Annotated in this window: 23 protein-coding genes; 13 read left to right on the top strand and 10 right to left on the bottom strand. The window is 42.7% G+C overall.

Annotated features, from left to right (window positions below):
• Nucleotide 1 precedes the first annotated feature (1 nt).
• Nucleotides 2-1,210 carry a 3-oxoadipyl-CoA thiolase gene (gene pcaF / locus AZH43_RS01770; RefSeq protein WP_067665926.1) on the top strand — a complete coding sequence of 403 codons (1,209 nt, stop codon included), beginning with the start codon at nt 2-4 and terminating at the stop codon, nt 1,208-1,210.
• 182 nt (nt 1,211-1,392) lie between these two features.
• Here the strand turns inward: pcaF and AZH43_RS01765 are convergent, their stop codons facing one another.
• Both AZH43_RS01765 and AZH43_RS01760 read right to left on the bottom strand, forming a co-directional pair.
• Nucleotides 1,393-1,722, bottom strand: a complete 330-nt coding sequence (locus AZH43_RS01765) for a hypothetical protein (protein WP_067665923.1) — start codon at nt 1,720-1,722, stop codon at nt 1,393-1,395.
• A 74-nt stretch (nt 1,723-1,796) separates the two neighbouring features.
• Nucleotides 1,797-1,991 (bottom strand): hypothetical protein, encoded by a 195-nt coding sequence (locus tag AZH43_RS01760; protein WP_067665920.1) that lies wholly within the window; start codon nt 1,989-1,991, stop codon nt 1,797-1,799.
• Between the two features lie 112 nt (nt 1,992-2,103).
• Between AZH43_RS01760 and AZH43_RS01755 the strand changes: the two genes are divergently transcribed.
• Both AZH43_RS01755 and AZH43_RS01750 read left to right on the top strand, forming a co-directional pair.
• Complete coding sequence (locus tag AZH43_RS01755) at nt 2,104-2,355, top strand: hypothetical protein (protein WP_067665916.1); 252 nt, start codon at nt 2,104-2,106, stop codon at nt 2,353-2,355.
• 171 nt (nt 2,356-2,526) lie between these two features.
• On the top strand, nt 2,527-2,829 hold the full coding sequence (locus tag AZH43_RS01750; protein ID WP_067665913.1) for a hypothetical protein: 303 nt from the start codon (nt 2,527-2,529) through the stop codon (nt 2,827-2,829).
• A 293-nt stretch (nt 2,830-3,122) separates the two neighbouring features.
• Here AZH43_RS01750 and AZH43_RS01745 read toward each other — a convergent pair whose 3' ends face one another.
• From AZH43_RS01745 to AZH43_RS18620, 5 genes are all read right to left on the bottom strand, one after another.
• Nucleotides 3,123-5,327: an OsmC domain/YcaO domain-containing protein gene (locus tag AZH43_RS01745; RefSeq protein ID WP_067665948.1), complete on the bottom strand. Its 2,205-nt coding sequence runs from the start codon at nt 5,325-5,327 to the stop codon at nt 3,123-3,125.
• 358 nt (nt 5,328-5,685) lie between these two features.
• Entirely contained in the window at nt 5,686-7,854 is a 2,169-nt protein-coding gene (plsB, locus tag AZH43_RS01735; RefSeq protein WP_067665908.1) for a glycerol-3-phosphate 1-O-acyltransferase PlsB, read from the bottom strand.
• Nucleotides 7,855-8,224: 370 nt separating this feature from the next.
• Nucleotides 8,225-9,112, bottom strand: coding sequence for a DMT family transporter (locus AZH43_RS01730; protein WP_067665905.1), 888 nt, complete (start codon nt 9,110-9,112; stop codon nt 8,225-8,227).
• A gap of 256 nt (nt 9,113-9,368) precedes the next feature.
• Nucleotides 9,369-10,997, bottom strand: a complete 1,629-nt coding sequence (locus tag AZH43_RS01725; RefSeq protein ID WP_067665902.1) for a long-chain-fatty-acid--CoA ligase — start codon at nt 10,995-10,997, stop codon at nt 9,369-9,371.
• A gap of 243 nt (nt 10,998-11,240) precedes the next feature.
• Nucleotides 11,241-11,414 carry a hypothetical protein gene (locus AZH43_RS18620; protein ID WP_162840072.1) on the bottom strand — a complete coding sequence of 58 codons (174 nt, stop codon included), beginning with the start codon at nt 11,412-11,414 and terminating at the stop codon, nt 11,241-11,243.
• A 200-nt stretch (nt 11,415-11,614) separates the two neighbouring features.
• Between AZH43_RS18620 and AZH43_RS01720 the strand changes: the two genes are divergently transcribed.
• A complete protein-coding gene (locus AZH43_RS01720; protein ID WP_067665945.1) occupies nt 11,615-13,051 on the top strand; it encodes an aminotransferase-like domain-containing protein in 1,437 nt (478 codons plus the stop codon).
• 71 nt (nt 13,052-13,122) lie between these two features.
• Here AZH43_RS01720 and AZH43_RS01715 read toward each other — a convergent pair whose 3' ends face one another.
• From AZH43_RS01715 to AZH43_RS01705, 3 genes are all read right to left on the bottom strand, one after another.
• Nucleotides 13,123-14,421 carry a DcaP family trimeric outer membrane transporter gene (locus AZH43_RS01715; RefSeq protein WP_067665899.1) on the bottom strand — a complete coding sequence of 433 codons (1,299 nt, stop codon included), beginning with the start codon at nt 14,419-14,421 and terminating at the stop codon, nt 13,123-13,125.
• Nucleotides 14,422-14,531: 110 nt separating this feature from the next.
• Nucleotides 14,532-15,914 (bottom strand): MFS transporter, encoded by a 1,383-nt coding sequence (locus AZH43_RS01710; RefSeq protein WP_067665896.1) that lies wholly within the window; start codon nt 15,912-15,914, stop codon nt 14,532-14,534.
• 320 nt (nt 15,915-16,234) lie between these two features.
• A complete protein-coding gene (locus AZH43_RS01705; protein WP_067665893.1) occupies nt 16,235-17,149 on the bottom strand; it encodes a LysR family transcriptional regulator in 915 nt (304 codons plus the stop codon).
• A 116-nt stretch (nt 17,150-17,265) separates the two neighbouring features.
• On the opposite strand from AZH43_RS01705, the gene AZH43_RS01700 reads away from it, so the two are divergent.
• From AZH43_RS01700 to AZH43_RS01660, 9 genes are all read left to right on the top strand, one after another.
• Nucleotides 17,266-18,375 (top strand): muconate/chloromuconate family cycloisomerase, encoded by a 1,110-nt coding sequence (locus AZH43_RS01700; RefSeq protein WP_067665890.1) that lies wholly within the window; start codon nt 17,266-17,268, stop codon nt 18,373-18,375.
• Between the two features lie 26 nt (nt 18,376-18,401).
• Complete coding sequence (gene catC / locus AZH43_RS01695) at nt 18,402-18,692, top strand: muconolactone Delta-isomerase (RefSeq protein ID WP_067665887.1); 291 nt, start codon at nt 18,402-18,404, stop codon at nt 18,690-18,692.
• 135 nt (nt 18,693-18,827) lie between these two features.
• Entirely contained in the window at nt 18,828-19,748 is a 921-nt protein-coding gene (catA, locus tag AZH43_RS01690) for a catechol 1,2-dioxygenase (protein ID WP_067665884.1), read from the top strand.
• A gap of 81 nt (nt 19,749-19,829) precedes the next feature.
• Entirely contained in the window at nt 19,830-21,227 is a 1,398-nt protein-coding gene (benA, locus tag AZH43_RS01685; RefSeq protein WP_067665881.1) for a benzoate 1,2-dioxygenase large subunit, read from the top strand.
• Nucleotides 21,224-21,733 (top strand): benzoate 1,2-dioxygenase small subunit, encoded by a 510-nt coding sequence (gene benB / locus AZH43_RS01680; RefSeq protein ID WP_067665878.1) that lies wholly within the window; start codon nt 21,224-21,226, stop codon nt 21,731-21,733. Before benA ends, benB begins: the two co-directional genes overlap by 4 nt.
• Nucleotides 21,734-21,824: 91 nt before the next feature.
• Nucleotides 21,825-22,841, top strand: coding sequence for a benzoate 1,2-dioxygenase electron transfer component BenC (benC, locus tag AZH43_RS01675; protein WP_067665875.1), 1,017 nt, complete (start codon nt 21,825-21,827; stop codon nt 22,839-22,841).
• Nucleotides 22,842-22,857: 16 nt separating this feature from the next.
• Entirely contained in the window at nt 22,858-23,643 is a 786-nt protein-coding gene (benD, locus tag AZH43_RS01670) for a benzoate diol dehydrogenase BenD (RefSeq protein ID WP_067665872.1), read from the top strand.
• Nucleotides 23,644-23,694: 51 nt separating this feature from the next.
• The gene (gene benE, locus AZH43_RS01665; protein ID WP_067665869.1) at nt 23,695-24,918 is read left to right on the top strand and encodes a benzoate/H(+) symporter BenE; all 1,224 of its coding nucleotides are present in this window, start codon (nt 23,695-23,697) and stop codon (nt 24,916-24,918) included.
• 30 nt (nt 24,919-24,948) lie between these two features.
• Nucleotides 24,949-25,556, top strand: a 608-nt coding sequence (locus AZH43_RS01660) for a 3-oxoacid CoA-transferase subunit A (protein ID WP_067665867.1), incomplete at its 3' end; no start/stop codon positions are given.

Genomic DNA, 25,556 nt, shown 5'->3' with positions numbered 1-25,556 from the left:
CATGAAAAACGCATACATTATCGATGCAATTCGTACACCATTTGGTCGTTATGCCGGTGGTTTAGCACCTTTACGTGCTGATGACTTAGGTGCAATACCAATCAAAGCATTGATGGAGCGGAACCCATCTGTAAATTGGGAACAGATTGATGACGTAATCTACGGTTGCGCCAATCAAGCAGGTGAAGACAACCGCAATGTGGGCCGTATGTCAGCACTGCTTGCAGGCTTACCTTATAAAGTACCAGCCACCACAGTCAACCGCCTCTGCGGTTCATCCCTTGATGCGCTTGCTATGGCAGCTCGCGCAATTAAATCAGGTGAAGCAGAGTTAATTATTGCCGGTGGCGTAGAAAGCATGTCTCGTGCACCATTAGTGATAGGAAAACCAGAAGCAGCATATGGCCGCAGCCAAAAGCTTGAAGACACCACTATGGGCTGGCGTTTTATTAATCCTAAGTTGAAAGAGCTGTATGGCGTCGAAACCATGCCGCAGACAGCAGAAAATGTTGCGGAACAGTTCAATATTAATCGTGCCGATCAAGATAAGTTTGCATTGACAAGCCAACAGCGTACGGCAGCGGCGCAGGTGAATGGCTTCTTTAAAAAAGAAATCATTCCGGTAATTATTCCGCAGCGCAAAGGAGATCCAATTGTTGTAGATACAGATGAACATCCCCGTGCATCCACTACGTTTGAAGCTCTCAATAAGTTAAAGCCTGTGGTGAAAGCCGGTGGCACTGTGACTGCAGGTAACGCTTCTGGCATTAATGACGGAGCAGCAGCTTTGCTGATTGCTTCAGATAAATCCGTTGAAAAATTTGGTTTAAAACCACGTGCCAAAATAATTGCTGCAACTGTTGTTGGTGTAGAACCTAGAATAATGGGATTTGGACCATCGCCAGCAATAAAAAAGCTATTAGCTCAAACTGGTTTAAATTTAAAGCAGATGGATGTAATTGAGCTGAATGAGGCTTTTGCCGCTCAAGCACTTGCTGTAACGCGTGATTTAGGACTTCCTGACGATGCTACTCATGTAAACCCGAATGGAGGAGCGATTGCGATTGGCCATCCATTGGGCGCATCTGGTGCGCGTTTGGTCACAACAGGATTGAATCAACTTGAACAAATAGGTGGTAAATATGCGCTGTGTTCAATGTGTATTGGAGTTGGGCAAGGTATTGCTTTGATCATTGAGCGTGTTGAATAGATTTGGTTTTATAACTTATATCTGAAAACAAATAGAAGTGAACTTGAAGAAGATTCACTTCTAAAAGCTAAAAGAAATTGACAACTGCCCGTAAGAAAATTAGTCTATATCAATATTAATGAACTAAATAGTTGGTGTTATTTATTTAACATAATAGTTACGTTATGCGACATTCGTTAGAGCTATTTTAGGTCTTTTTGAATTTCCATTTTTAATGGAACTTTTGCATATTTAACTGAATTTTTAGTTTTGATTTTGAAGGGAATTTTATTAATTTCCATTGTTTTTATTAGTTTCCCATTACTTCTTAATTTATTTATTTCATAAATATAAATTTTGTTTCCTTTTTTAATTACGTTCTTTTCTAGCAGGGCTTCTTTAGTTCTTTTGTATAGAAGATTAGTGTTTGATAAATATATATTTTTATCTATAAGATTTAAGAATAAATGCTTTTTTGAGTAGATTGCGTATATAGCAATTATGCTAATAATTACTAAAAAATCTTGTTTCATTGCGGCCCCAAACAAAAAAAATAGGGGAGAATATTCCCCTAATATGTGTCAATCATCTTGGTCTATAAATATTATTAATCGTCTTTTTTAAGCACATTAGCTCTGTATTTCATTACATCTTCTGTCTTTATGTCTTTTAAGTGCTTTCTAATCAGTGTGTGAATTACATCTGATTCTTTAATTCTGATCTTTGTTTCAAACATCATTTCGAGAGTTGAGTCTTTGATCATTTCTTCTTCTTCATCTCTTAATCTAATTGTTACAGCCATGTCATTCTCCAAAATTTCGACATCATATCTGATTTATATTTTATGATATGTTGCAATATCACAAATCAAATGTTATAAAACTGGTAAATATCATTTGTGATAAATCATAAAAATGAATGTGATCACTTTTATTTCATCTCAAGACTTCACTCAAGCAGCTTTTAATCGGGTAGCTGAGCTTGTTTCTCAGAATGGCCAATGTGCAATTGATAACTTTGTTCCTGCTTTCTCCACAGAGCAGTGTTTGGAGCATTTGGCATTGGTCGCTTCTGAAATGGCTTATGACTATTCGTTAATTGATGCTCATGCAGACGTCTACAAAAAAACAAACGCTGAATTAAAAGAAGAAATTGGGGATTGTTGAAATGTCTAAAAACATCGATCAAAAAACAATCAAAACCTGTAAAAACACGGGAGGAAGCACCCCAGAACTGCAATACCACAGTCCTGAATCTAGTCTCCTGACTGATTTTTCCACCCCCATTTATAACATGCGGGTTACGATTGACTAAAAAACAGTCAAATAGGGTATTTTATGAAAATTCTCACTATTGAGATACCTGAATCTATTGCATCAAAAACAATTTGTTTTCTGCAAGATCATATTGAATTTCTTCTTAAAGAATCTGACTTAGGTGTTTGGGAGTGTCAGAGACTTATTTCATTGGTTCAGGAGGGTGAGATTTCTTATGGCCCGGCTTCAACTTTAAGGATGTATTTGGAGTTTAGGAAAAGACAATTAATTTTTACCTTTGATCATTCTTATCAGGTTAGAAATAGTATTCTTGAATTAGATGGCTTAATTGATTTTTATGACAGCTCACGGATTTCGGCATAACGTATATTATGTTACTTAGGATACTCGGCATCGTGAATAACAATTTCCAAGATTCACGATGTCGAGCTGTGGCAACGAATGCGTTGTGCAGGCCACAGTCTTGGATATGCTATTTAACATAATATACATTATACGAAATGCTATGTATTAAGCATTTGATACTGTTGGTGTTTTTACAATGAAGTCCAAAGCCACCAACTGCGCAACTGGAACTTTACGGCTCACATCAATCCTAAAAAAGGATCTTCTTAAAGCTAAGAAGATCCTTTTATGCATTTACAGTTTGATTAAAATCAATCAGCTAAATTAACCGCTTTCGCACGCGCTGCATGCAGCTTTTTATAACTGTCTATTAAACGCAAATGGCGATCCAAGCCTTCCAATTTTATGCTGGTTTCAGTTAAGCCATAGAATCTGATACTGCCATCCATCGAGCCAATAACAGCGTCCATACGCTCATCCCCAAACATTCGGCGGAAATTCGCCTCATAATCATTTAAATCAAGCTCATCATCCAGCTCAACTTCCAAAACTACATTCAGGCATTGATAGAATAATCCGCGCTCAACAGTATTTGTGTTGTACTGCAAATATTGCTCAACCAATTCCTTGGCTTCCTCAAACTCTTGTAAAGCAATGTAAATTAAGAGCTTTAACTCAAGAATTGTGAGTTTCCCCCAAGCAGTATTGTCATCAAATTCAATACCAATAAGCGTCACAATATCGGTATAGTCATCCGCTTCAACATCTTCAAGACGCTCAACCAGCGCTTCCAGCTGTTCATCATCTAACTTATGGATATTTAAGATATCTTCACGGAAAATCAGCGCTTTGTTGGTGTTGTCTAAAATTAAATCTTCGACTAAATAAATTTCAGAATAATCTGGCACTAAAATACGGCATGCTGTTGCGCCTAAATGCTTGTAAACCGCCATATAAGCTTCTTTGCCCATATCTTTAAGAATATCAAACATCGTTTTGGCTTCATCAGCATTGGCATTTTCGCCTTGGCTCGTGAAATCCCATTCTACAAAGTCATAATCAGCTTGAGCACTGAAGAATTTCCATGAAACCAAACCGCTTGAATCAATGAAATGTTCAACAAAATTATTAGGTTCAGTTACTGCATTGCTGCTGAATGTTGGCTTGGGAAGATCATTCAAACCTTCAAAACTGCGGCCTTGCAGCAATTCTGTAAGGCTTCGTTCCAATGCAACTTCTAACTTAGGATGAGCGCCAAATGAAGCAAATACTCCGCCAGTACGCGGATTCATCAGCGTTACGCACATCACTGGATATTGCCCGCCAAGTGATGCATCTTTAACCAGCACAGGAAAGCCCTGCTCTTCGAGTCCTTTAATACCTTGGACAATGCTTGGATATTTAGCCAAGACCTCTTCCGGCACATCAGGAAGAGCCAGTTCCCCTTCTAAAATTTCACGTTTTACGGCGCGCTCAAAAATTTCAGATAAACATTGTACTTGCGCCTCAGCCAATGTATTTCCAGCGCTCATACCGTTGCTTAAGTATAAGTTTTCAATTATATTCGATGGAAAATATACAGTTTCACCATCAGACTGGCGGACAAAAGGCAGTGAGCAAATACCGCGTTGGGTATTGCCGGAGTTCGTATCAAATAAGTGTGTGCCTAACAGTTCATTTTCAGGGTCATAAATTTCACGGGTATATTCATCTAAAATTTCGGCCGGCAACTCGCCCTTCGGACCAGGCTGGAACCATTTTTCATCTGGATAATGCACAAATTCAGCATTGGCAATTTCTTCACCCCAGAATTGGTCATTATAGAAAAAGTTACAGTTTAAGCGTTCAATAAATTCGCCTAAGGCGGACGCTAAAGCGCTTTCCTTAGTCGAGCCCTTACCGTTGGTAAAGCACATCGGAGACTGCGCATCACGAATATGCAGCGACCAAACGTTCGGCACAATATTACGCCATGAAGCGATCTCAATTTTCATGCCTAAGCCTGCCAAAATGCTGGACATGTTGGCAATCGTTTCTTCTAAAGGCAGATCTTTACCGGCAATGAAGGTGCTGCTTTCCGATGCTAAATTTGGCATCAGTAAAGCTTGCGCATCGGCATCAATGCTTTCTACTTCTTCAATGATAAATTCGGGGCCAGTTTGAATCACTTTTTTTACGGTACAGCGGTCAATCGAACGTAAGATACCTTGACGGTCTTTTTCTGAAATGTCAGACGGCAATTCCACCTGAATTTTAAAAATCTGCTTGTAGCGGTTTTCCGGATCGACAATATTGTTTTGTGATAACCGGATATTATCCGTCGGAATATTGCGCGCTTGGCAATACACTTTCACAAAGTAGGCTGCGCAAAGTGCGGATGATGCTAAGAAATAGTCGAATGGACCTGGTGCAGAGCCATCACCTTTATAACGGATCGGCTGATCAGCGATTACCGCGAAGTCATCAAACTTCGCTTCTTGCCGAAGATTGTCTAAATAATTGACTTTGATTTCCATGCAGGCACCTAAAATATTTTTATGCGTTTGCAGACACCGCATAAAATTTGAAATATGAATCAATCAGCTGAATCACGGAGCAAAAATTGACTTAAAACAAAAAAATGGCAAAGGCTCTAAATAATTGCTGAAAATTTCACATTAATCAGCTTAGCGCCTTTAAAGATGAACAGCATTATAAAGGGATTTGACAGAATTGATAACTTTTGTCGTGTTTTCTGGCTATTTAATAAATACGCGTAATAGGCATGCACGGAACCTGCACTCAAAATAAAAGCCAAACGGTTTATTGGTTTGGCTTCTAACACTGAATTATAATGCAGACTTGGCTAGATACCGCGCTGTATTGCAAAGCTGCTTAGTCTTTCTTTAAATTCAATTCATATAAATGCGCAAATGCCGATAAAAATCTTAAAAAATCATCAGCCGTATTAACTTGAACTTGATTGCCATTCCGATGTATCAAATGTTCTGATTCAAAATAAGCCAGAACTTGAGTCACTTGCGAAGGCAACTCTTCAGCATCCCATTTTAGGAAAAATTGATTCTTCACATCAGGATATGTTTGTGCAATTTGCGCCAATACCTCATCGGTTGAAATAAAGTCACCATTAGGCGCCTGCTCTTTTAACACATGCGCAGTAAGCGCCGCTAAAACAAAGGTATGCAGAATGTTGTTGCTGAAGTATTTCAGCAAGGCATCTTGCTTATCGCATACTTTTATCCAGCGTTCATTGTCATGCTCAACAAATTCAATTTGCTTTAATTGAACAGCATACTGAATAATTTCATGATTGGACAATTCTGTAATTTTCATCCGATCATCATAAGGATTATGTTTTAAGTAAGTGCGGAATTGCTCCAAACGAAGCAATACATCTCGTTCCGCTAAAGAATGCATCGGCGCATTGAGCAATACTAATGAAATCAGACTGACGGGGTTAATGACCACAGCTTTATTGATATTTTCCAAAATATCTGCGGCGGCCGCATTCACGGCGCTTTTTACAGTGTCCGGTAAATCTTCTTCCAGCGCCACATGTTCTGGCGCGTGATTCTGCTGCAGCAAATCATCTAAATACACAGGCTCACCAAAATTCACATGTACTTTGCCAAATACTTTTTCAATTTTCTGTATAGATTTTAGCAAGCCAAATAAAGATTCTGCCTGTTTTTTCTGACCACCCAATTCTTTAATATAAGTTGAGCCTTCCAGTAATTTTTCATATCCAAAATACGTTGGAATAAACACAATCGGCTTACTGTTGCCGCGCAAATGGCTTTGAATGGTCATTGCCAGCATGCCTTTTTTGGCCGGCAGCAATAGGCCTGTACGTGATCTGCCGCCTTCAATAAAGTATTCTAATGGCGTGTTTCGGCTTAACAGGCTATGGACATATTCTTTAAACACTGCTGTATACAGTGCATTGCCGCTGAAGCTTCTGCGGATAAAATAAGCGCCTGCCCCGCGCATAATCTGCCCGACGACCGGCATATTCAAATTAATGCCGGCAGCAATATGAGGCACCATTAAGCCGCGCTTATGAATGACAAATGACAGCAGCAGATAGTCAATATGGCTGCGGTGACACGGCGTATAGACCAGCTCATAATCTTTAGACAGTTCACGCACCATATCAAAATTATGCACTTCAATACCATCGTACAGCTGAGTCCAAAGCTTGGTCAGTGCAATGTCAGCAAAACGGATCGTGGAATAGGAATAATCTGAAACAATTTCATCTAAATATTTTTTAGCCAGGCTTTCTGCTTGGCTTACGCTTATTTTTTTATGGATGCTTTCAGTCAGAATCGCTTCTTTGACTGCATCAGTCATCATCAGCTTATTGATAACATTGCGGCGGTCTGACAAATCTGGACCTAAAATCGCCTCTTTATATTGATTAAACAGCGTATTTAATTCAGTCACAACATAATGCGCAGGTGAAAAGTTTGGACTGAGTTCCAAGGCTTTCTGAATTAAACCGCGCAGTGAGACTGGCGCATGAAATTCAATATAGTTTTCCCGGCCATACAGGGTGATATTTAAAGCCTGCTTAATGCCTGTAGGCTTGGTCCATGCATCCGCCATGAGCGCTTTATACCAGCTGTCTTCATTTTCAGGTGCCCGCCCCCACAAAACCGTTACAGGTACAAGCAGTACATCATTTTCAGGATTTTTCAGCAGGTATTCAACTAAACGGATTAATTTATCCGGATAAAAAGCAGAAGCATTTTTCTTTGCAGCTTCCAGAGTTAAAAATGAATCATCTTCTTGATACTCGCCTAAGCTTAACGGAGCGAAAGCAGACGCTAATTGACGCTTTTCCGTTTCATTATCAATGAGCACTTTATTTGAAGTTGAATCATCCTGAATGACATAGCAAACCGGAAACTGCTCAGGATTATCAATATTAATTTTATTTTCTAAAACTTGTGTATCGCCCAGAACTTGCGGACTAACAATTTTATCTAAAATTTTCTTTGTAAAGGTTCTATAAAAATTTTGATAAGCATTCGTTGCCATGAGGTATCCAGCAGTTCTTCTATAAGATGTATTCTGGAAGAAATAATACATCTAGTTGCCGTAAAATTGGAGATAAATTATTTATCTCAATTGTTTTTTCAGCATATTGTGCATAAATGAATTGCTGGCTTTTCTTGCTGTGCAATAATGATTTATTCAAATCCCCCTAAGATAATAATGAATATTATTTTATATCAAACACTTAAACCCAGATTAACCAATAAAAACCTGAAATGATCATTATCCATAAGAGTTGAAGTGCTAGGTGACACGTTTTGCATAGGAATGCCCTTCAATATCCGTTATTTTGAATAAATTCAGAACACTGCAATATATAAAGTAAAGTCCATCAATAACTAATATTATGCAGTTAAACCCAAATAACCATAATTGCGGCTATTACAACAAAACACAGCCCCCAGTGATCCGTCCGCGCCAGTTTTTCTTTAAAGAAATACGCTGAAATCAGCAAACTGAATAAGACCTCGATTTGCCCTAAAGTTTTTACAATTGCCACGGATTGCATGCTCATGGCTGTGAACCAGCCGAGTGATGCCATGAAGCTGCAGACACTGACTTTAAAAGTAAGTCCAATGCGCTGCCCCATCGCTTTTAATGTTTTCCGGCTAAACAGCAGCAAATACACAAGCATGCTTATGCATTGAAAGCCAATCACGCACAGCAGCACCCATGATGCCCGATGCAGGAACGGCAGATCAGCAAGTTCAAGACTCGCCTCACGTACCAATAAAGAAGTTATGGCAAAGCTTAGGCCGCTTCCTAAGCCAATCAGCAAGGTGCGCATAGACAGCTGCTGCAGCTGACTGCCTTTGCTTAATAGAAATACCGCGAATCCGCCTATGGCAACCCCTACCCAGCCAAAGAAAGTTAAATGTTCCTGCAGAAACATCACGCCCACCAAAGCTGCCAATATCGCTTCGCTTTTTGCAAGCCCGACACCTACGGCGTAGTTCTTCTGTTTAAACAGCAGCACCATCAAAATAGTGGCCAAAATTTGGCTGCATCCCGCAATAAAAATATAGATCCAATACTTCACTGTAAAATTGGCATGCAGCTGAAGCGGATGAGCATGATACAGCCAAAGAATATAGGCCGCCGCAAAAGGGAAACCAAACAGAAAACGCGCCAGCGTTACACCGTAAACATCAACTGTTGAACTTAGTTGCTTTTGAAAGGCATTGCGCCATGACTGCATAAATGCAGCCATCAAAGTAAATACTATCCAGCTGGAAAACATGTATCGCCTAAATTGCGGAAGATTGAAGCAAGAGCAGATAATTTACTCTCTTTCCGCTGTCATTACGACAAAAACGCCCTTGTTAACCCATTGAACTTTGTTATGTTTCCATGAATGTTTTGTTATACATGCTGCTTGTATCGACATCCTATTCAGCTTCAATCTATAAACACTATTCCAAATAAAAGGCCCAATCTGTTTAGACTGGGCTTTGTCATCAAATGTTGAATAGATGACTGTGAAGGAAGCGCGGCAATCAGCTATCTAGCAGTATGTTTCCATATTGCTCACGCAAATCTTTTTTCAGCATTTTTCCTGTGCCGCTTAAAGGAATACTGTCTACAAAAATCACCTTATCTGGAATTTGCCATTTTGCCACTTTATCTGCGTAGTAATTTAAAATTTCAGTTTCGGATAAATCAATCTCTGGCTTTTTAATGGCAATTAACACCGGGCGTTCATCCCATTTCGGATGAACTGCGGCAATCACAGCCGCCATGGCAATTTTAGGATGCCCCATAGCCAGATTTTCCAGTTCGACTGAAGAAATCCATTCTCCTCCAGACTTAATTAAATCTTTTGAACGGTCGCTGATTTTCAAAAAGCCATCTTCATTTAAAGTTGCAATATCACCGGTATCAAACCAGCCGTCTGCGGTTAAGGCAGAGTCAGCTTTTCTAAAGTAATTGCTGATAATCCAGTGCCCTTTAATTTGAAGGTTTCCAGAAGTCTGCCCATCGCGTTCAATTTCATGCATGCCTTTTTCTTCATCCGTAATCCGTAAATCCACACCAAATGGAGGGCGGCCTTGTGAAAGGCGGATTTGCAGTTTTTCATCGTCACTTAACTGCTGATGCTTGGCTTTAAACTGGCAAGATGTTCCCAATGGACTGGTTTCAGTCATGCCCCAAGCATGAATAGTTTCACAGTCAAATTGCTGCTGAAAAACCTTCATCATTGCAGGCGGACAGGCTGAACCGCCGACCACATTGCGTTTTAAGCTTTCGAGTTTTGTTCCCGACTGCAGCGCGGCATTAATCAAGCCTTGCCAAATCGTTGGAACGCCTAGCGCTACAGAGACTTTATAGCTGTCAATCATATTGGCTAAGCTTGCACCATCAAGGCCCGGCCCCGGCAAAACTAAAGTACAGCCGACCATCGCTGCCGCATACGGCGTACCCCATGCATTGACATGAAACATCGGCACGACCGGCATCATAATATCCCGGGCAGAAATATTCAGTGAGTCTGGCATGCAAATGCCATAGCTGTGCAAAACTGTAGAGCGGTGGCTGTAAAGCACACCTTTCGGGTTGCCTGTTGTGCCTGAGGTATAGCATAAAGAGCTGGCGGTCAGCTCATCAAATTCCGGCCATTCATATTGCGCTGGCTGCTGTGCAATTAAATCATCATAAAATTGAACATCTGGCACCTGTTCTGTAACAGCTGCATCGGGCGCATCTAAGCAAATATAATGCTCTACGCTTTTCAGCATGGGCTTCACAGCTTTGATCAGCGGCAAAAAGGTTTTATCAAATAAAATAACTTTGTCTTGCGCGTCATTGATGATAAAAACCAGCTGTTCAGGAAATAAGCGCGGATTAATAGTGTGGCAGACCATGCCGCTGCCTGAAATTGCATACCAAGCCTCTAAATGGCGGTGATTATTCCATGCAATAGTCGCAATCCGGTCACTTAACCCAGCTCCCAATGCATTTAAGACATTGGCAAAGCGTTTAGAATTGTCCCGTATATTTCCCCAAGTTGTTTCAGTAATGCTTAAATCGGTATTTTTAGAAATTACCAAGGTATCTGAATGATAGCGCCCTGCATGTTCAATCATGCTACTGATCAATAAAGGTTGAAACATCATATTGCCAAGCATCCTGTACTCCTTATGCTTTTTATCCATTTTTATGCCGAACCGGCTATTCACATTGTGATCTTTAAATTGCTTTGCTTTTTGGTGATGTATAAATGCTGCATACATCAAATCTATTCAATTGTTTTAACCTAGAAATAAAGCTTTGACTACTCTTTTCTTTGAACTTAGCTGCATGCATTTCATGAGGGCAAAAAAAATCGCCTGATCTTGTTCGAGGCGATTTTTTTCAGCTTAATTATGTGTTTATCCCATATTTATTTTATCGGCATTAATGGCAATGATAACACCGAGGCAAAAAAGCCCTGCATAAATGGAAAACCAGATAATCATATTTTTAAACGCTTTATCAGAAAGACCGCTGTCTGCATATTGGGGCGCTTTGCGGACGGGCTCTTCATGTTTTACAGTCTCTTTCATCGTAACCGCCTATTTGATCTTTTTTCATCTAGATACATTATGAAAAAGATATAGACCGTTGTGTAGACACAAAAACTGCATAAAAAAATATAACAGATAAAGTAAAATCAACAAAAACTGTTATAAATATTTTGATTTATATCATGCTTTTCATCAATATATAAATACAGATGAATATCAAATTACTCGGCGTGAATGCTATGTATAAATCTGAATTACTGGCGCAGAATTTGCGTCAAATGATTGAAAATGAGGTTTGGAAGCCGCATGAAAAGCTGCCTTCTTTACGTGAACAAACCCAATTATCCGGATTAAGCCTGATTACAGTGCTGAATGCCTATCAAACCTTAGAAGCACAGGGTTTAGTGTATGCAAAGAATAAATCTGGTTTTTATGTGGCCGAACGAAGCCGCCAAAAACCATCTTACAATGCGGAAGTCAGTTTAAAGAAAGCTGTTCAAATTAACTCGGCTGTATTTCATTATTTAAAGTCAATTCAAGCTGAAGATATCCTGCCTTTCGGTTCTGCATTTCCCAATCCTGAACTGCTTTATAATCAAAAATTCATGCAGCTGCTGGCACAGCACGCCAAGCGTAAAAATAGCTATTTAAACAGTGACAGCATGCCGCCTGGCAACTTGGCGCTGCGTAAAATTATTGCAAACCGCTATATCCTGCAAGGAATGCCATGCACATATGATGACATTGTCATTACATCAGGCGCATTGGAGGCGCTTAATTTATCTTTGCAGGCGCTGACACACCCAGGCGACTATATTATTTTGCAGCAAAGCGTCTTTTACGGCGCATGGCAGGCGGCTGAACGCCTCGGCTTACAAGTGATTACAATACCGGATCATCCTCAGCATGGTTTTGATTTGAGTGCTTTTGAACAGGCGCTGAAGCAATACCCGATTAAAGTTTGCTGGCTGATGCTGAACTGTCAGAACCCAATGGGTTTTACGGTAAATGACCACATTAAAGAGCGTATAGCCGATTTGCTGCATGAATACCAAGTGTATTTAATTGAAGATGATGTTTATGCGGAATTGCACTTCGATCAGCATAAACCCTTGCCCATGACCTATTTTGATCGGCATCAGCGGGTCCTGCATTGCTCTTCATTTTCTAAAACATTAGGTATGGGAACCCGCATAGGCTGGGTGCATGCGGGTCAATTTTCAGATGCAATACAGCATCTGCAGCTCATGAGCACATTATCCGCCAGCCCTTTAATTCAAAATGCCTTGGTCGATTACCTTTCCCATCACCATTATGAAAAACATTTGCGCCATTTGCGCAGGCAACTGGAAAAGTTAAAGAAAAAATATTGTCAGTTTTTAAAACAGAATTTGCCTGCAATGTGTGAATTTGATTATCACCCCAGCGGCTATTTTCTTTGGATTCGTCTGCCGGAACAGTGCGACAGTTTTAAAATTTATGAAGAACTGCTGAGCTTCAAGATTGGCATAGCGCCAAGCCTGTTATTCAGGCCAGAACATGGCACACAGAACTTTCTGCGCCTAAACTGCTCCTATCCATGGAATGATGCTATCGAGCATGCAATGGATCAGTTATGCTGCTGTATTGAAAACAGCATTCAATCAATGCCGAAACCGTCAAGCCCATCCGGCTGAAATATATAAGCCCAAAGAAAACTTCAGGCTTTTATATAGGAGCTAAAATATAAGGTTATGAAAGATGATGTTTAGAAATTATATATGGCAACCGCATTGATACGGTTATCTTCGCCTGTGGTGCTGCCGTTTGGCGCAGCGCCAAATGCTTCGCGTTCACCATAAACATATTCAAGACCTAAGCTGATCGGCTTGATCGGGCTATAAAAGACATTGCCCCAAGCTTGCCATAAGTCTTTATTGGCCTTGGTTTTATCGGCCAGCGCATTGATATAGCCGTCATTCTGGTCTGCTTTCATATAGCCATAGCCAAGCGTTCCCCGCCATTGCGGGCTAAACTGCTGTGTAATGCCTACAGTAATAGAGTCAAATTCATTGGTCTCAATGATGTCTTTATTGGCATTGGTGATAAAACCTTGGTTAGTCCATGAAACGAAACTGCTGTCACCCTTTACATGATAATAATCGGCTTTAAGCATCGTCTTATCTGTTAAATCCAGTTTGGCTCCAAGTCCGACACCCCAAGCGGTTTCTGTATCAGCATCCGTTTTTTTCTCTGTTCCCATGGCGCGTGCGCTCACCGCTAAGCTGTCTGTGAATTTATGATTTAAACGGGCTGTCAAAGCCGGCAGGCGCATATTGGAACTGTCATCTTTAGAATCTTCCGCGGCAAATACCAGATTTGTTGCTGAATTAAATTTATGGGTATAGCGTACTTGCGGTGTACGTTTTACTGCGCCGCCAACATAACCCAATGCATCAATGGTTTCAGGCATATAGTCCGGCACTGCAAAGTTAGACCAGGTTTGGCCAACCAGCCAATCGCCAAAAGTTAAATAGGCATGACGGATGCGCAAACTGTCATTGGCGCCTAAAAAGTCTACTTCAATTTTACCGGCGACATCTCCCAGCTGTGTCGCTGTTTTAAAATCAAGTCCTAAGCGTGTCGCTGCCAGCGTTGCTTTTAAACGGTCAGAGCTTTCTGCATTGCCGTCTAAAGGTACAGTACTAATCTGATTGTATAATCGAGATAAACTTCCGCCTTCAGCTTGATAGGATGCATCGGCACGGACATTGCCATATAAGCTGAACTCAGCCCCTGCTTTGGTTTTTAAACCTAGTCCCTCTGTTTTAAACGCTGGTGCAGCAGCCTTAGGCTCTGACTTTAATTTTGCTTCTGCCAAGCCATCGGCCAAGGTATTTTGCTGCTGAACGTATTGCTGCATCATCGCTTTTAAAGCTTTTACTTCACCGCGCAGCTGTTCAACTTCTGCATCCGTTGCAGATGCTGCATGCCCCCATGCCGGAAGCGCCATAGCGCAAGCCAGTACCAGCGGTTTGATCATAAATTTTAATGATTGAGTATTCATCCTGACCTCATTTCGGGCAACAGCCCATCCTTTTTTAACGAAATTTTGACAAAGTTTTCCTCTAGCCCTTATGCATGGCATAAGGGCTTTGAAGATTTTTTATTCAGTGTTTAAAGTGATTCATTTGCGGCGTTTTTGATCGCCATGCTTTTTGCTTGCGGCAGGTGCTGCGCTTTTGAGCCTTCAACCGAAGCTTTCAGATTTACTAGAAAGACTGCGACTGCTGCTATTGCGCCAGGAATGGCGATGGCTAGAAAATTCATTTGATGCGGCAATTCAAGCGTCAGCAATGCCCCTGTTAATACCGGACCAACAATAGCGCCAATACGGCCAATGCCAGATGCCCAGCCCATGCCTGTAGAACGGACAGCTGCAGGGTAAAATTGTGCAACAAACGTATAGAGCAGAATTTGTGAACCGATTGTGGCGGCTCCGGCAATGGCAATCAGGGTGTATAGCACCGCTTGCGGGCTATTGAAACCAAGTAAAACCAGTGCAAGCGCGCCAACTGTAAACATAATGCTTAGAACTGGCTTTAAATGAAACTTATCCGCCAATACACCGCCGCCAATTGCACCGACCATGCCGCCAATATTTAAAGCAAATAGGAACAGCATGCTGGCGCCCAGTGAATATCCAGCCTGAATCATAAGTTTTGGCAGCCAGCTGCCCAGCGCATACACCATCAGTAAGCACATAAAGAAGGCTAGCCAGAACATCATCGTACTGAAAGTACGGCCTTGCTGAAATAACGCTTTCAATGGCGCTTCATCACCAGCTGTAGGCTCGTTCAGTTTGAATTCAGCCTGAGCGGAAACTTTCAGTTCAGGCGCAATTTTTTGAACAATTGTTCTGACTTGTTCTGTTTCGCCTTTTTTAGTGAGAAACATCAAAGATTCGGGTAAAAATTTCCAAATGAGCGGTAATGCAATAAATGGAATGCCCGCTAAAAAGAACATGATTTTCCAGCCATGATCGGCCACTAGCCATGCGCCCAATAATGCTGAGGTCATGCCGCCAATGGCGTAACCGCTAAACATCAGCGCAACCAATGTGCTGCGGCTGCGTTTCGGTGAATATTCCGTCATCAGCGCTACGACATTCGGCATGACTCCGCCAATCCCTAAGCCGGCTAAAAACCGTAAAATGCCAAATTCAACAGGTGTAGATGCAAATGCACCGCAAAATGTAAAGCCGCTGAAAATAGCCACACAAATCATAATGGTCTTTTTACGGCCCAATTTATCAGACAAAGTTCCGAAAGACATTGCGCCAAACATCATACCGAAAAGCGCTGTACTGGCAAGCAGCCCTGCTTGAACTGCAGAAAGCGCCCATTCTTGCATTAACAATGGCAATGCAACGCCGTAAATGACGAGGTCATAGCCATCAAAAATAATAATCAGCAGACACCAAATCAGTACGCCCCAATGAAATGGAGTAAATTTAGCTTCATCTACGATGTTGTTAATATTGATCTGTTCTGTACTCATGATAAGCCTCCTGCTTGTCAATAATTCCAATTGGAGGAACAATGAAGCAAAGGATTTTTATTGTCCAAAACCGATTAACTCTAAATTTATACCTTTTTAGTCGTTTCGTTAAAATATATTTTACAAACAATAACTTAAATTTGTTTTTATAAATTTTAAATGCACAACAAAAAGTGGAAATTAGGTTTATTTTACGATTACTGCATATAAAAAGTGGATTTAAGCCGGCTGTGCTTAAATCCACTATAATTATATTATTCACATAATAAATAATACTTTATTTTTACTCTGCAGCCCTTAAATTCAACTGTACTGCTTATTTAAATCACCGCTCGGTCATATTCAATAGCTTCCAAATCGTAAACTTGATAAATACAGTCAAATAAAGAGCGGATATATTCACTTTCATCCATAGAGCGGATCGCTAAGAATATCGGGCTTACTGCTGAATCGTCCAAAATTGGAATATAGTGCAAATGCGGCAGCTGGATGGTTCGCGCACTTTCAGGAACAATACACATGCCTTCGCCTGCCGCAACCAGCCCGAGCGCTAACTGAATTTCACGCACTTCTTTTAAACTTTTAGGGTCCAGCCCATATTCTGAGAAAAGCTGGCGAACTTGCGTTGAAAAATTGGGTTTAGGCTGGCTTGGATATAAAAACAGGTTTTCATCTACAAGATCTGCCAAATAAACCCCTTGCGGCTGCTGCGCAAATGGATGGCTGGCATGTACACCAGCCATTAAAGGCTCTTCACGCAGCAATACCCGCCGCACAGCAGGATCTGATATCCGCAGCCGGCCAAAACCGACATCTATCCGCCCTTCTTTAAGGGCAATAATTTGATCTTTAGTGCTCATTTCAATGAGCTCTATTTTAAGATTAAGATGCTGCTGGCGGAACAAATACACAATTTTAGGCAAAAGGCCGTACAGTAAAGAGCCCACAAAACCCATCGTAATGGTTTTTTCAACCAAACCAATCCGCTGAGTCATTGTTTTTACTTCTTCGGCATTAGACAAAAGTTTTACAGCATGCTGATAGAAGAATTGCCCTGCTTCTGTAGTCTTAAGCGGGCGGCTGCCGCGCTCAAAAAGCTGAATACCCAATTCAGCCTCAAGGTTTTGAATCTGCCGGCTTAAAGGCGGCTGCGCAATAAAGAGTTTCTCAGCCGCTTTGGTAAAACTTTGTTCTTCTACCACTGCCACATAATAACGAAGGTGCCTGAGTTCCATCCTGCTTCATACCTTTTAAATATAATAAAATGCAAATTTGATCTTCGACAGTCAAATATTATTCTTTTAAGGTATATCACATCAGGTACACAACGCAAGGTTGCGAAGAGTCAAAGATGTATAAATCCATTGAAACACTGCTTGTCGAGATTCCAACAATCCGTCCTCATAAGATGGCTGTTGCAACAATGCAAACACAAACATTAGTTCTGATTAAAGTCACTACAGACGATGGATTTATCGGCTGGGGCGAAGCGACCACGATTGGCGGTTTAGGCTATGGCGAAGAAAGCCCTGAAAGCATCAAAACCAATATCGAAACTTATTTTGCACCGCTGCTGAAAACCCTGCCGCATTTAAATGTCGCTAAAACCATGCAAATGCTGAAACGCAGCATAAACGGCAACCGTTTTGCTAAATGCGCAATTCAAACCGCATTGCTGGATATTCAGGCGCAGCGCCTCGGCCTGCCGGTCAGTGAACTGCTGGGCGGACGCCTGCGTGACAGCGTGCCTGTGCTTTGGGTGCTGGCTTCTGGCAATACCGAAAAAGATATTGCTGAAGCGCAAAAGATGGTTGATGCAAAACGCCATAACATTTTCAAACTAAAAATTGGCTCACGCGCTGTAAAAGCAGACGTTGAACATGTGCTGGCAATTAAAAAAGCCCTAGGCGCAGGCATCTCCATTCGTGTTGATGTAAACCGTGCATGGTCAGAGCTGGAAGCGGTGAAAGGGATTCAATTGCTGCAAAACGGCGGTATCGACCTGATTGAACAGCCCTGCGCAATTGACAATATTGACGCAATGGAACGCCTGACACGCAGATTTGATATTGCCATCATGGCTGATGAATCACTAATGGGCCCGCATAGCGCATACCACTTGGCGAAACGCAATGCAGCCTCTGTCTTTGCTGTGAAAATTGCGCAGTCTGGCGGTCTAAACGAAAGCTGTGAAGTTGCCCAAATTGCCAAACTGGCAGGCATAGACATCTATGGCGGCACCATGCTTGAAGGCCCTGTCGGCACAATTGCCTCTGCCCATGCTTTTTCAACATTTGAAAACTTGGCCTATGGCACCGAATTATTCGGCCCATTGCTGCTGACTGAAGAAATCTTAAAAACACCGCTTCAATACCAGAATTTTGAACTGTCTGTGCCAAAAACGGCTGGACTGGGGATTGAGCTGGATGAAGACAAAATTGACAACTTGCGCTGTAAATAACTGCCAATCATTAATAGGAGTTTCACATGCTTTTTCAAGTACGTATGGATGTAAATATTCCACTGGATATGCCGGCGGAAAAAGCCAATGAGATCAAAGCGGTTGAAAAGGCCTACTCTCAGGATTTACAGCGCCAAGGCAAATGGCGTCACATTTGGCGCATTACAGGCCAATACTCAAACATCAGTATTTTTGATGTAGAAAGCAATGAAGAATTGCACAGCATTTTGCAAGGGCTTCCGCTGTACCCATACATGAATATTGAAGTAATGGCCTTAAACCGCCACCCATCTTCAATTCGTGAAAATGACAGCTGATTTGGAAATAGGAAAATTGGATGCCTGCTTTTAGGCAGCCTCAAGGGAATTTAACAAGGATTGCGGCAGCTAGGTGAACCTTTAAAGGCTTCACGCCAGCCACCCAAATACAAAGCATACTTAAGGAGCAATAGTATGAACCGTCAAGAAATTAATGCACTCGTTAAGCAAATGAATGTTGACACAGCAACTGGTCCAGTTGATTCGCGTGTACAGGAAATTGTGGTCCGTTTATTGGGCGACCTATTCCAAGCAATTGAAGATTTAGACATTTCTCAAACGGAACTGTGGAAAGGCCTTGAATACTTTACTGATGCAGGCCAAGCCAATGAACTGGGCCTGTTGGCCGCGGGTTTAGGGCTTGAACATTACCTCGACTTGCGCGCTGATGAAGCGGATGCAAAAGCGGGTGTTGCTGGTGGTACGCCCCGCACGATTGAAGGCCCGCTATATGTTGCTGGCGCACCTGAAACAGTCGGTTTTGCCCGCATGGATGACGGTTCAGAAGCTGGAAAAATTCCGACACTCGTCATTGAAGGAACGGTAACGGATACTGACGGCAATATTATTGAAGGCGCGAAAGTAGAAGTTTGGCATGCCAACAGCTTAGGCAACTATTCATTCTTTGATAAGTCACAGTCTGACTTCAACCTGCGCCGTACGATCTTAAGCGATGCAAAAGGCCAATATGTTGCTCAAACAACCATGCCTGTCGGCTATGGCTGCCCGCCTGAAGGCACAACCCAATTTGTTCTGGACAAACTTGGCCGTCACGGCAATCGCCCATCTCATGTGCATTATTTTGTCTCTGCGCCGGGCTACCGCAAATTGACGACTCAATTCAACATTGAAGGCGACAAATATCTTTGGGATGACTTTGCTTTCGCTACGCGTGATGGCTTAGTCGCTACTGCCGAAGATATCACGGACACAGCTGAAATTGAACGCCGCGGTTTGAAGGAAGCATTCAAGCACATCACGTTCAACGTTGAATTAGTAAAAGACCAGACTGCTGCGCCTTCAACTGAAGTTGACCGCCGCCGCGCTAGCGCTTAATGACCTTATGATAGGAAATCGGGATGTCAATGCAATGACATCCCGGTGACTTGCCAAAATTTGGACAGTCGGAGAACGGACATGCCACGTATACCTGTAATTAATACCAGCCATCTTGATCGTATTGACGAACTTTTAGTTGATGATTTTGAAAGCGGCGAATTTAAGCTTCATCGTTCTGTATTTACAGATCAAACCCTCTTTGACTTAGAGATGAAATACATCTTTGAAGGCAACTGGGTGTACTTGGCGCACGAAAGCCAAATTCCAAATAACAATGATTTTTATACAACCCATATTGGCCGACAGCCCATCATCATTGCACGCAACCGTCAAGGTGAGCTGAATGCTATGATTAACGCCTGTTCACACCGCGGCGCGCAGCTTTGCCGTCATAAAAAGGGCAATAAAGCGACATATACTTGCCCATTCCACGGTTGGACATTCAATAACTCAGGCAAATTGCTCAAAGTCAAAGACCCAAGCGAAGCAGGATATTCAGATTGTTTTAATCAAGACGGCTCTCATGATTTAAAGAAAGTCGCCCGTTTTGAAAACTATAAAGGTTTCTTATTCGGCAGCTTAAACCCGGATGTGCCCTCTCTCGAAGAGTTCTTGGGCGAAACAAGCAAAATTATCGATATGATTGTCGATCAGTCAGATCATGGCCTTGAAGTTCTGCGCGGATCATCTTCTTATACCTACGAAGGCAACTGGAAGCTGACAGCTGAAAATGGCGCGGATGGCTATCATGTATCTGCTGTGCACTGGAACTATGCCGCAACGACTCAGCACCGTAAAGAAGCTCAGGCGGCTGACAACATCCGTGCGATGAGCGCCGGTTCTTGGGGTAAGCAAGGCGGCGGTTCATACGGTTTTGAAAACGGCCACATGCTGCTGTGGACTCAATGGGCCAATCCAGAAGACCGCCCGAATTATGTAAAAGCAGAAGAATATACCGAGAAATTCGGCGCGCCAATGTCGAAATGGATGATTGAGCGTTCGCGCAATCTTTGCCTGTATCCAAATGTATATTTGATGGATCAGTTCGGTTCTCAAATCCGTGTATTGCGCCCGCTTTCAGTAAATAGAACTGAAGTCACCATTTACTGTATTGCGCCTGTTGGCGAAGCGCCTGAAGCGCGCGCGCGCCGTATCCGTCAGTATGAAGACTTCTTTAATGCTTCAGGCATGGCAACGCCTGATGACTTGGAAGAATTCCGCGCATGCCAAGCGGGTTATGCCGGCATTGAGCTGGAATGGAACGACATGTGCCGCGGTTCAAAACATTGGGTTCAAGGCCCAGATGAGGCAGCCGATGAAATTGGCTTAAAGCCAGTGCTTAGCTGCATTAAAACAGAAGATGAAGGCTTATATTTGGCACAGCACCAGTACTGGCTGCAAATGATGAAAAAAGCCATTCAATCTGAAAAGGAATTAGCTGATTTAGACGCTGCTGAAATGGGAGAAAGCGCATGAATGCTGCCGTTCAACAAGATGCCATTTCGCTTGAAAACATCTCTCAGTTTCTTTACCGCGAAGCCCGTTTTTTAGATGACGAACAATGGGACGATTGGCTGAGCTGCTATGCCCCGTCAGCATCATTTTGGATGCCGGCTTGGGATGATGACGACAAGCTGACTGAAGATCCTCAAGCTGAAATTTCATTGATTTACTATCCAGACCGTCAAGGTTTGGAAGACCGCGTGTTTCGCATTAAGACCGAGCGCTCCTCTGCAACAATGCCGGATACCCGCACCAGCCATAACATTTGCAACATAGAGATTGTGGCCCGCGATGGCGATAAAGTCACTGTGCGTTTTAACTGGAATACTTTAAGTTTTCGCTACAAAACCAGTTACAGCTACTTTGGCATGTCGCGCTATGAAATAGACTTTTCCGGCAATGAACCGAAAATCTTAAACAAGTACGTGGTTCTCAAAAACGATTATATCAATCAAGTGATTGATATATATCACCTCTAAGACTGTTGCTTACAGCAAGGTAAATCCTTTCAGCTTAATGGAAAATTAGCTGAAAGGACTCGTTTCAAAGATTTATATAGGATATTCAGCCATGTCAAACCACAATGTAGCGCTTCAATTTGAAGATGGCGTAACACGTTTTATTTCTGTTGCACAAGGCGAAACCTTATCAGATGCGGCATATCGTCAAAAGATCAATATTCCTTTGGACTGCCGCGATGGCGCTTGCGGAACATGCCGCGCTTTTTGTGAATCAGGTTCATTTGATATGCCTGAAGAAACTTATATTGAAGATGCATTAACACCTGAAGAAGCTGCTGAAGGCTATATCTTGGCTTGCCAATGCAAACCGACATCCGATGCGGTTTTTCAAATTCAAGCATCATCAGATGTCTGCAAAACAGAAATTCATGAATTTAAAGGCACATTAGCCCGCGTAGAAAACCTATCTGACTCAACCATTACCTTTGATATTCAATTAGATGAAGGTCAGCCGGACATTAATTTCTTGGCAGGCCAATATGTCAATGTCGGCATTCCGGGCACAGCAGAAACCCGCTCATATTCATTCAGTTCTAAACCGGGCAATCGCTTGACAGGCTTTGTCGTCCGCAATGTGCCGGAAGGAAAAATGAGTTCATTCTTAAGCGCCGATGCCAAGGCGGGTGACATCATGAGCTTTAAAGGCCCTTTTGGCAGTTTTTACCTGCGCAATGTTGTCCGTCCAGTCGTAATGCTGGCTGGCGGTACAGGTATTGCCCCATTTATGTCTATGCTGCAAGTATTGGAAGAAAAAGGCTCAGAACAGCCTGTCCGCCTCGTATTTGGCGTTACCAATGACTTTGATTTGGTCGCCAAAGAAAAACTGGATGAACTGCAGAACAAATTACCTTGGTTTGAATACCGTACAGTAGTTGCGCATCCGGAATCGAATCATGAGCGTAAAGGCTATGTCACGGGCCATATTGAAAATGAATGGTTAAACAATGGCGATGTAGACATTTATCTATGCGGCCCTGTTCCAATGGTGGAAGCTGTACGCGGCTGGCTAGATGCCGAAGGGATTAAGCCTGCAAACTTCTTATTTGAAAAATTCTCTGCAAATTAATTCAAGGAGAATATCAATGTCAGACCGTCAAAGATTTTTAAATAAAGTTGTAATTGTGACAGGAGCCGCGCAAGGCATTGGCCGCGGTGTAGCGCTGCAGGTGGCCAGCGAAGGCGCTCAAGTGGTATTGGCTGATTATTCAGACTTTGTAGAAGAAACACTTGCTGAAATTGAAGCGGAAAATGGCGATGCCATTATCGTGAAAGCCAACTTAGAAACCTATGCTGGCGCAGCAGAAGTTGCAGCAAAAGCCATTGAAAATTATGGCCGGATTGATGTGCTGATTAACAATGTTGGCGGTGCAATTTGGATGAAGCCTTTCACCGAATTTACACCTGAAGAAATTGAAAAAGAAGTCAGCCGCTCATTGTTTCCAACCATGTGGTGCTGCCATGCTGTTTTGCCTGAAATGTTAAAAAATCAGGCAGGCATCATTGTCAATGTCTCGTCAATTGCAACATGCGGCATCAACCGTATTCCTTACTCAGCGTCTAAAGGCGGCGTAAATGCTTTAACCAAATCTTTAGCCTTTTGTCATGCCAAAGACGGTATTCGCGTCAATGCTGTAGCAACTGGAGGCACCGAAGCGCCGCCGCGTAAAGTGCCGCGCAATGCGCAGCCTTTGTCTGAAAATGAAATTCAGTGGATGCAAGAAGTCGTTGATCAAACCATTGACCGCAGTTTCTTAGGCCGTTACGGCACAATTCAAGAGCAAGTGAATGCAATTTTATTCCTTGCTTCGGATGAGTCTTCATACATGACAGGCACAGTCGTTCCTGTTGGAGGTGGAGATCAAGGCTAAACCTTGATCTTTTTTGCTTTATAACAGGATCATTGCGCATGGAGGCCTTCAATGGCACACCTGTTTAAAACCTTAAAACAAGATTGGTCAATTTCAGCGACGGTTGCAGGATTTCTAGCCGTGCTGATTTCTTATGCTGGCCCAATGATTATCTTTTTCCAAGCGGCGCAGCAAGCCGATGTATCTTCAAGCATGATGGCTTCATGGATTTGGGGAAGTTCAATTGGCGCGGCAATTACAGGTATTTTTTTATCAATAAAATTTAAAGTTCCGATTATTACTGCGTGGTCTGCGCCCGGTACAGCGTTATTGGTCGCTTTATTCCCTCACATTTCATTGAATGAAGTCATTGCCGCCTACATCACTTCCGCAGTGATTATTTTGTTCATTGGCTTGACCGGCTCTTTCGATAAATTATTGAAATGGATACCGCAAGGCATTGCTGCCGGCATGATGGCAGGAATTCTATTTCAGTTTGGTGTCGGGCTCTTCAAAGCCACAGACAGCATGCCTTATGTGGTATTTGGCATGCTGGCCTGTTTCTTGGTGGCTAAGCGTTTTTCACCGCGCTATGCCATTATTTGGGTTCTGCTTTCGGGGATTGCGCTAAGTTTGGTTTTTGGAAAAATGAACCCCGTTGCCATGAGCTTTTCTTTGGCCGTTCCAGAGCTGATTGCACCTGAATGGACATGGTCTTCTACGCTTAACTTTGCCATTCCTTTGACCATTGTCAGTCTTACTGGTCAATTCTTACCAGGTATGGCGATTATAAAATTAAGCGGCTACGACACCCCAGCCAAACCGATATTAAGTGTTGCCAGCATCGTGTCACTGGGCGTTGCTTTTGTTGGGGGCATTACCATTGTTTTGGCGGCCATTACTGCTGCGCTATGCACAGGAAAAGATTCTCACGAATTAAAAGAAAAGCGCTATATCGCCGGTATTGCTAACGGTATTTTTTACATTTTAGGAGGTTTGTTTGCTGGAAGTATTGTCATGCTTTTCAGCCTATTGCCTAAAGAATTGATTGCCGCCTTGGCGGGACTTGCTTTGCTTGGTGCAATTGCAACCAATATGAGTACCGCCATGAAAGATGAATCTCAACGAGATGCAGCACTGATTACATTTCTTGCCACAGTTTCTGGCATGCATTTTTTAGGGCTCAGCTCAGTATTTTGGGGCATTTGTATCGGAATGATCGCTCATTTGGTGTTAACCAAGCGTCAACCGGCTACGACTGCCCTGCCTTCAACCCAAAGTCCTACTCAGGGTTAGTTTAGGCGCAATGTTTGATGAGGAAACACTATGATTGATAAAAGTTCAGGCTCTTTGCAAGAGGCCCTATCCCAGATTAAGGACGGCTCCACCATCATGATTGGCGGGTTCGGAACCGCAGGCCAGCCCGCTGAACTGATTGACGGGCTGATTGAACTCGGCGTCAAAGACTTGGTCATCATTAACAACAATGCCGGTAATGGCTATTACGGCCTGGCCAAGCTGCTTAAAGCCGGCGCTGTCCGTAAAATCATCTGCTCATTCCCGCGTCAGTCCGACTCTTGGGTTTTTGATGAATTGTACCGCGCCGGCAAAATCGAATTGGAATTGGTGCCGCAAGGCAACCTGGCCTGCCGCATTCAAGCCGCAGGCATGGGCTTGGGCCCTATTTACACCCCGACCGGATTCGGTACGCTTTTAGCGGAAGGCAAGCCCACCCTGAATTACGACGGCAAAGACTTCGTTTTAGAAAATCCCATCAAAGCGGACTTCGCCTTAATTAAAGCGCAGCAAGGCGACCGCTGGGGCAATCTGGTTTACCGCAAATCTGCACGCAACTTCGGCCCGATCATGGCCATGGCGGCAGAAGTCACCATCGCTCAAGTGTCAGAAATCGTTGAGCTGGGCGCGCTGGACCC

This window comes from Acinetobacter pragensis (assembly GCF_001605895.1).
GTDB classification, from domain to species: domain Bacteria; phylum Pseudomonadota; class Gammaproteobacteria; order Pseudomonadales; family Moraxellaceae; genus Acinetobacter; species Acinetobacter pragensis.
This window is presented reverse-complemented; position numbering and strand designations above follow the sequence as displayed.

Excerpts from the sequence above, each read along its gene's own strand:
- pcaF (WP_067665926.1), top strand. The coding sequence starts at position 2 with ATGAAAAACGCATACATTATCGATGCAATTCGTACACCATTTGGTCGT.
- AZH43_RS01765 (WP_067665923.1), bottom strand. The coding sequence starts at position 1,722 with ATGAAACAAGATTTTTTAGTAATTATTAGCATAATTGCTATATACGCA.
- AZH43_RS01760 (WP_067665920.1), bottom strand. The coding sequence starts at position 1,991 with ATGGCTGTAACAATTAGATTAAGAGATGAAGAAGAAGAAATGATCAAA.
- AZH43_RS01755 (WP_067665916.1), top strand. The coding sequence starts at position 2,104 with ATGAATGTGATCACTTTTATTTCATCTCAAGACTTCACTCAAGCAGCT.
- AZH43_RS01750 (WP_067665913.1), top strand. The coding sequence starts at position 2,527 with ATGAAAATTCTCACTATTGAGATACCTGAATCTATTGCATCAAAAACA.
- AZH43_RS01745 (WP_067665948.1), bottom strand. The coding sequence starts at position 5,327 with ATGGAAATCAAAGTCAATTATTTAGACAATCTTCGGCAAGAAGCGAAG.
- plsB (WP_067665908.1), bottom strand. The coding sequence starts at position 7,854 with ATGGCAACGAATGCTTATCAAAATTTTTATAGAACCTTTACAAAGAAA.
- AZH43_RS01730 (WP_067665905.1), bottom strand. The coding sequence starts at position 9,112 with ATGTTTTCCAGCTGGATAGTATTTACTTTGATGGCTGCATTTATGCAG.
- AZH43_RS01725 (WP_067665902.1), bottom strand. The coding sequence starts at position 10,997 with ATGCTTGGCAATATGATGTTTCAACCTTTATTGATCAGTAGCATGATT.
- AZH43_RS18620 (WP_162840072.1), bottom strand. The coding sequence starts at position 11,414 with ATGAAAGAGACTGTAAAACATGAAGAGCCCGTCCGCAAAGCGCCCCAA.
- AZH43_RS01720 (WP_067665945.1), top strand. The coding sequence starts at position 11,615 with ATGTATAAATCTGAATTACTGGCGCAGAATTTGCGTCAAATGATTGAA.
- AZH43_RS01715 (WP_067665899.1), bottom strand. The coding sequence starts at position 14,421 with ATGAATACTCAATCATTAAAATTTATGATCAAACCGCTGGTACTGGCT.
- AZH43_RS01710 (WP_067665896.1), bottom strand. The coding sequence starts at position 15,914 with ATGAGTACAGAACAGATCAATATTAACAACATCGTAGATGAAGCTAAA.
- AZH43_RS01705 (WP_067665893.1), bottom strand. The coding sequence starts at position 17,149 with ATGGAACTCAGGCACCTTCGTTATTATGTGGCAGTGGTAGAAGAACAA.
- AZH43_RS01700 (WP_067665890.1), top strand. The coding sequence starts at position 17,266 with ATGTATAAATCCATTGAAACACTGCTTGTCGAGATTCCAACAATCCGT.
- catC (WP_067665887.1), top strand. The coding sequence starts at position 18,402 with ATGCTTTTTCAAGTACGTATGGATGTAAATATTCCACTGGATATGCCG.
- catA (WP_067665884.1), top strand. The coding sequence starts at position 18,828 with ATGAACCGTCAAGAAATTAATGCACTCGTTAAGCAAATGAATGTTGAC.
- benA (WP_067665881.1), top strand. The coding sequence starts at position 19,830 with ATGCCACGTATACCTGTAATTAATACCAGCCATCTTGATCGTATTGAC.
- benB (WP_067665878.1), top strand. The coding sequence starts at position 21,224 with ATGAATGCTGCCGTTCAACAAGATGCCATTTCGCTTGAAAACATCTCT.
- benC (WP_067665875.1), top strand. The coding sequence starts at position 21,825 with ATGTCAAACCACAATGTAGCGCTTCAATTTGAAGATGGCGTAACACGT.
- benD (WP_067665872.1), top strand. The coding sequence starts at position 22,858 with ATGTCAGACCGTCAAAGATTTTTAAATAAAGTTGTAATTGTGACAGGA.
- benE (WP_067665869.1), top strand. The coding sequence starts at position 23,695 with ATGGCACACCTGTTTAAAACCTTAAAACAAGATTGGTCAATTTCAGCG.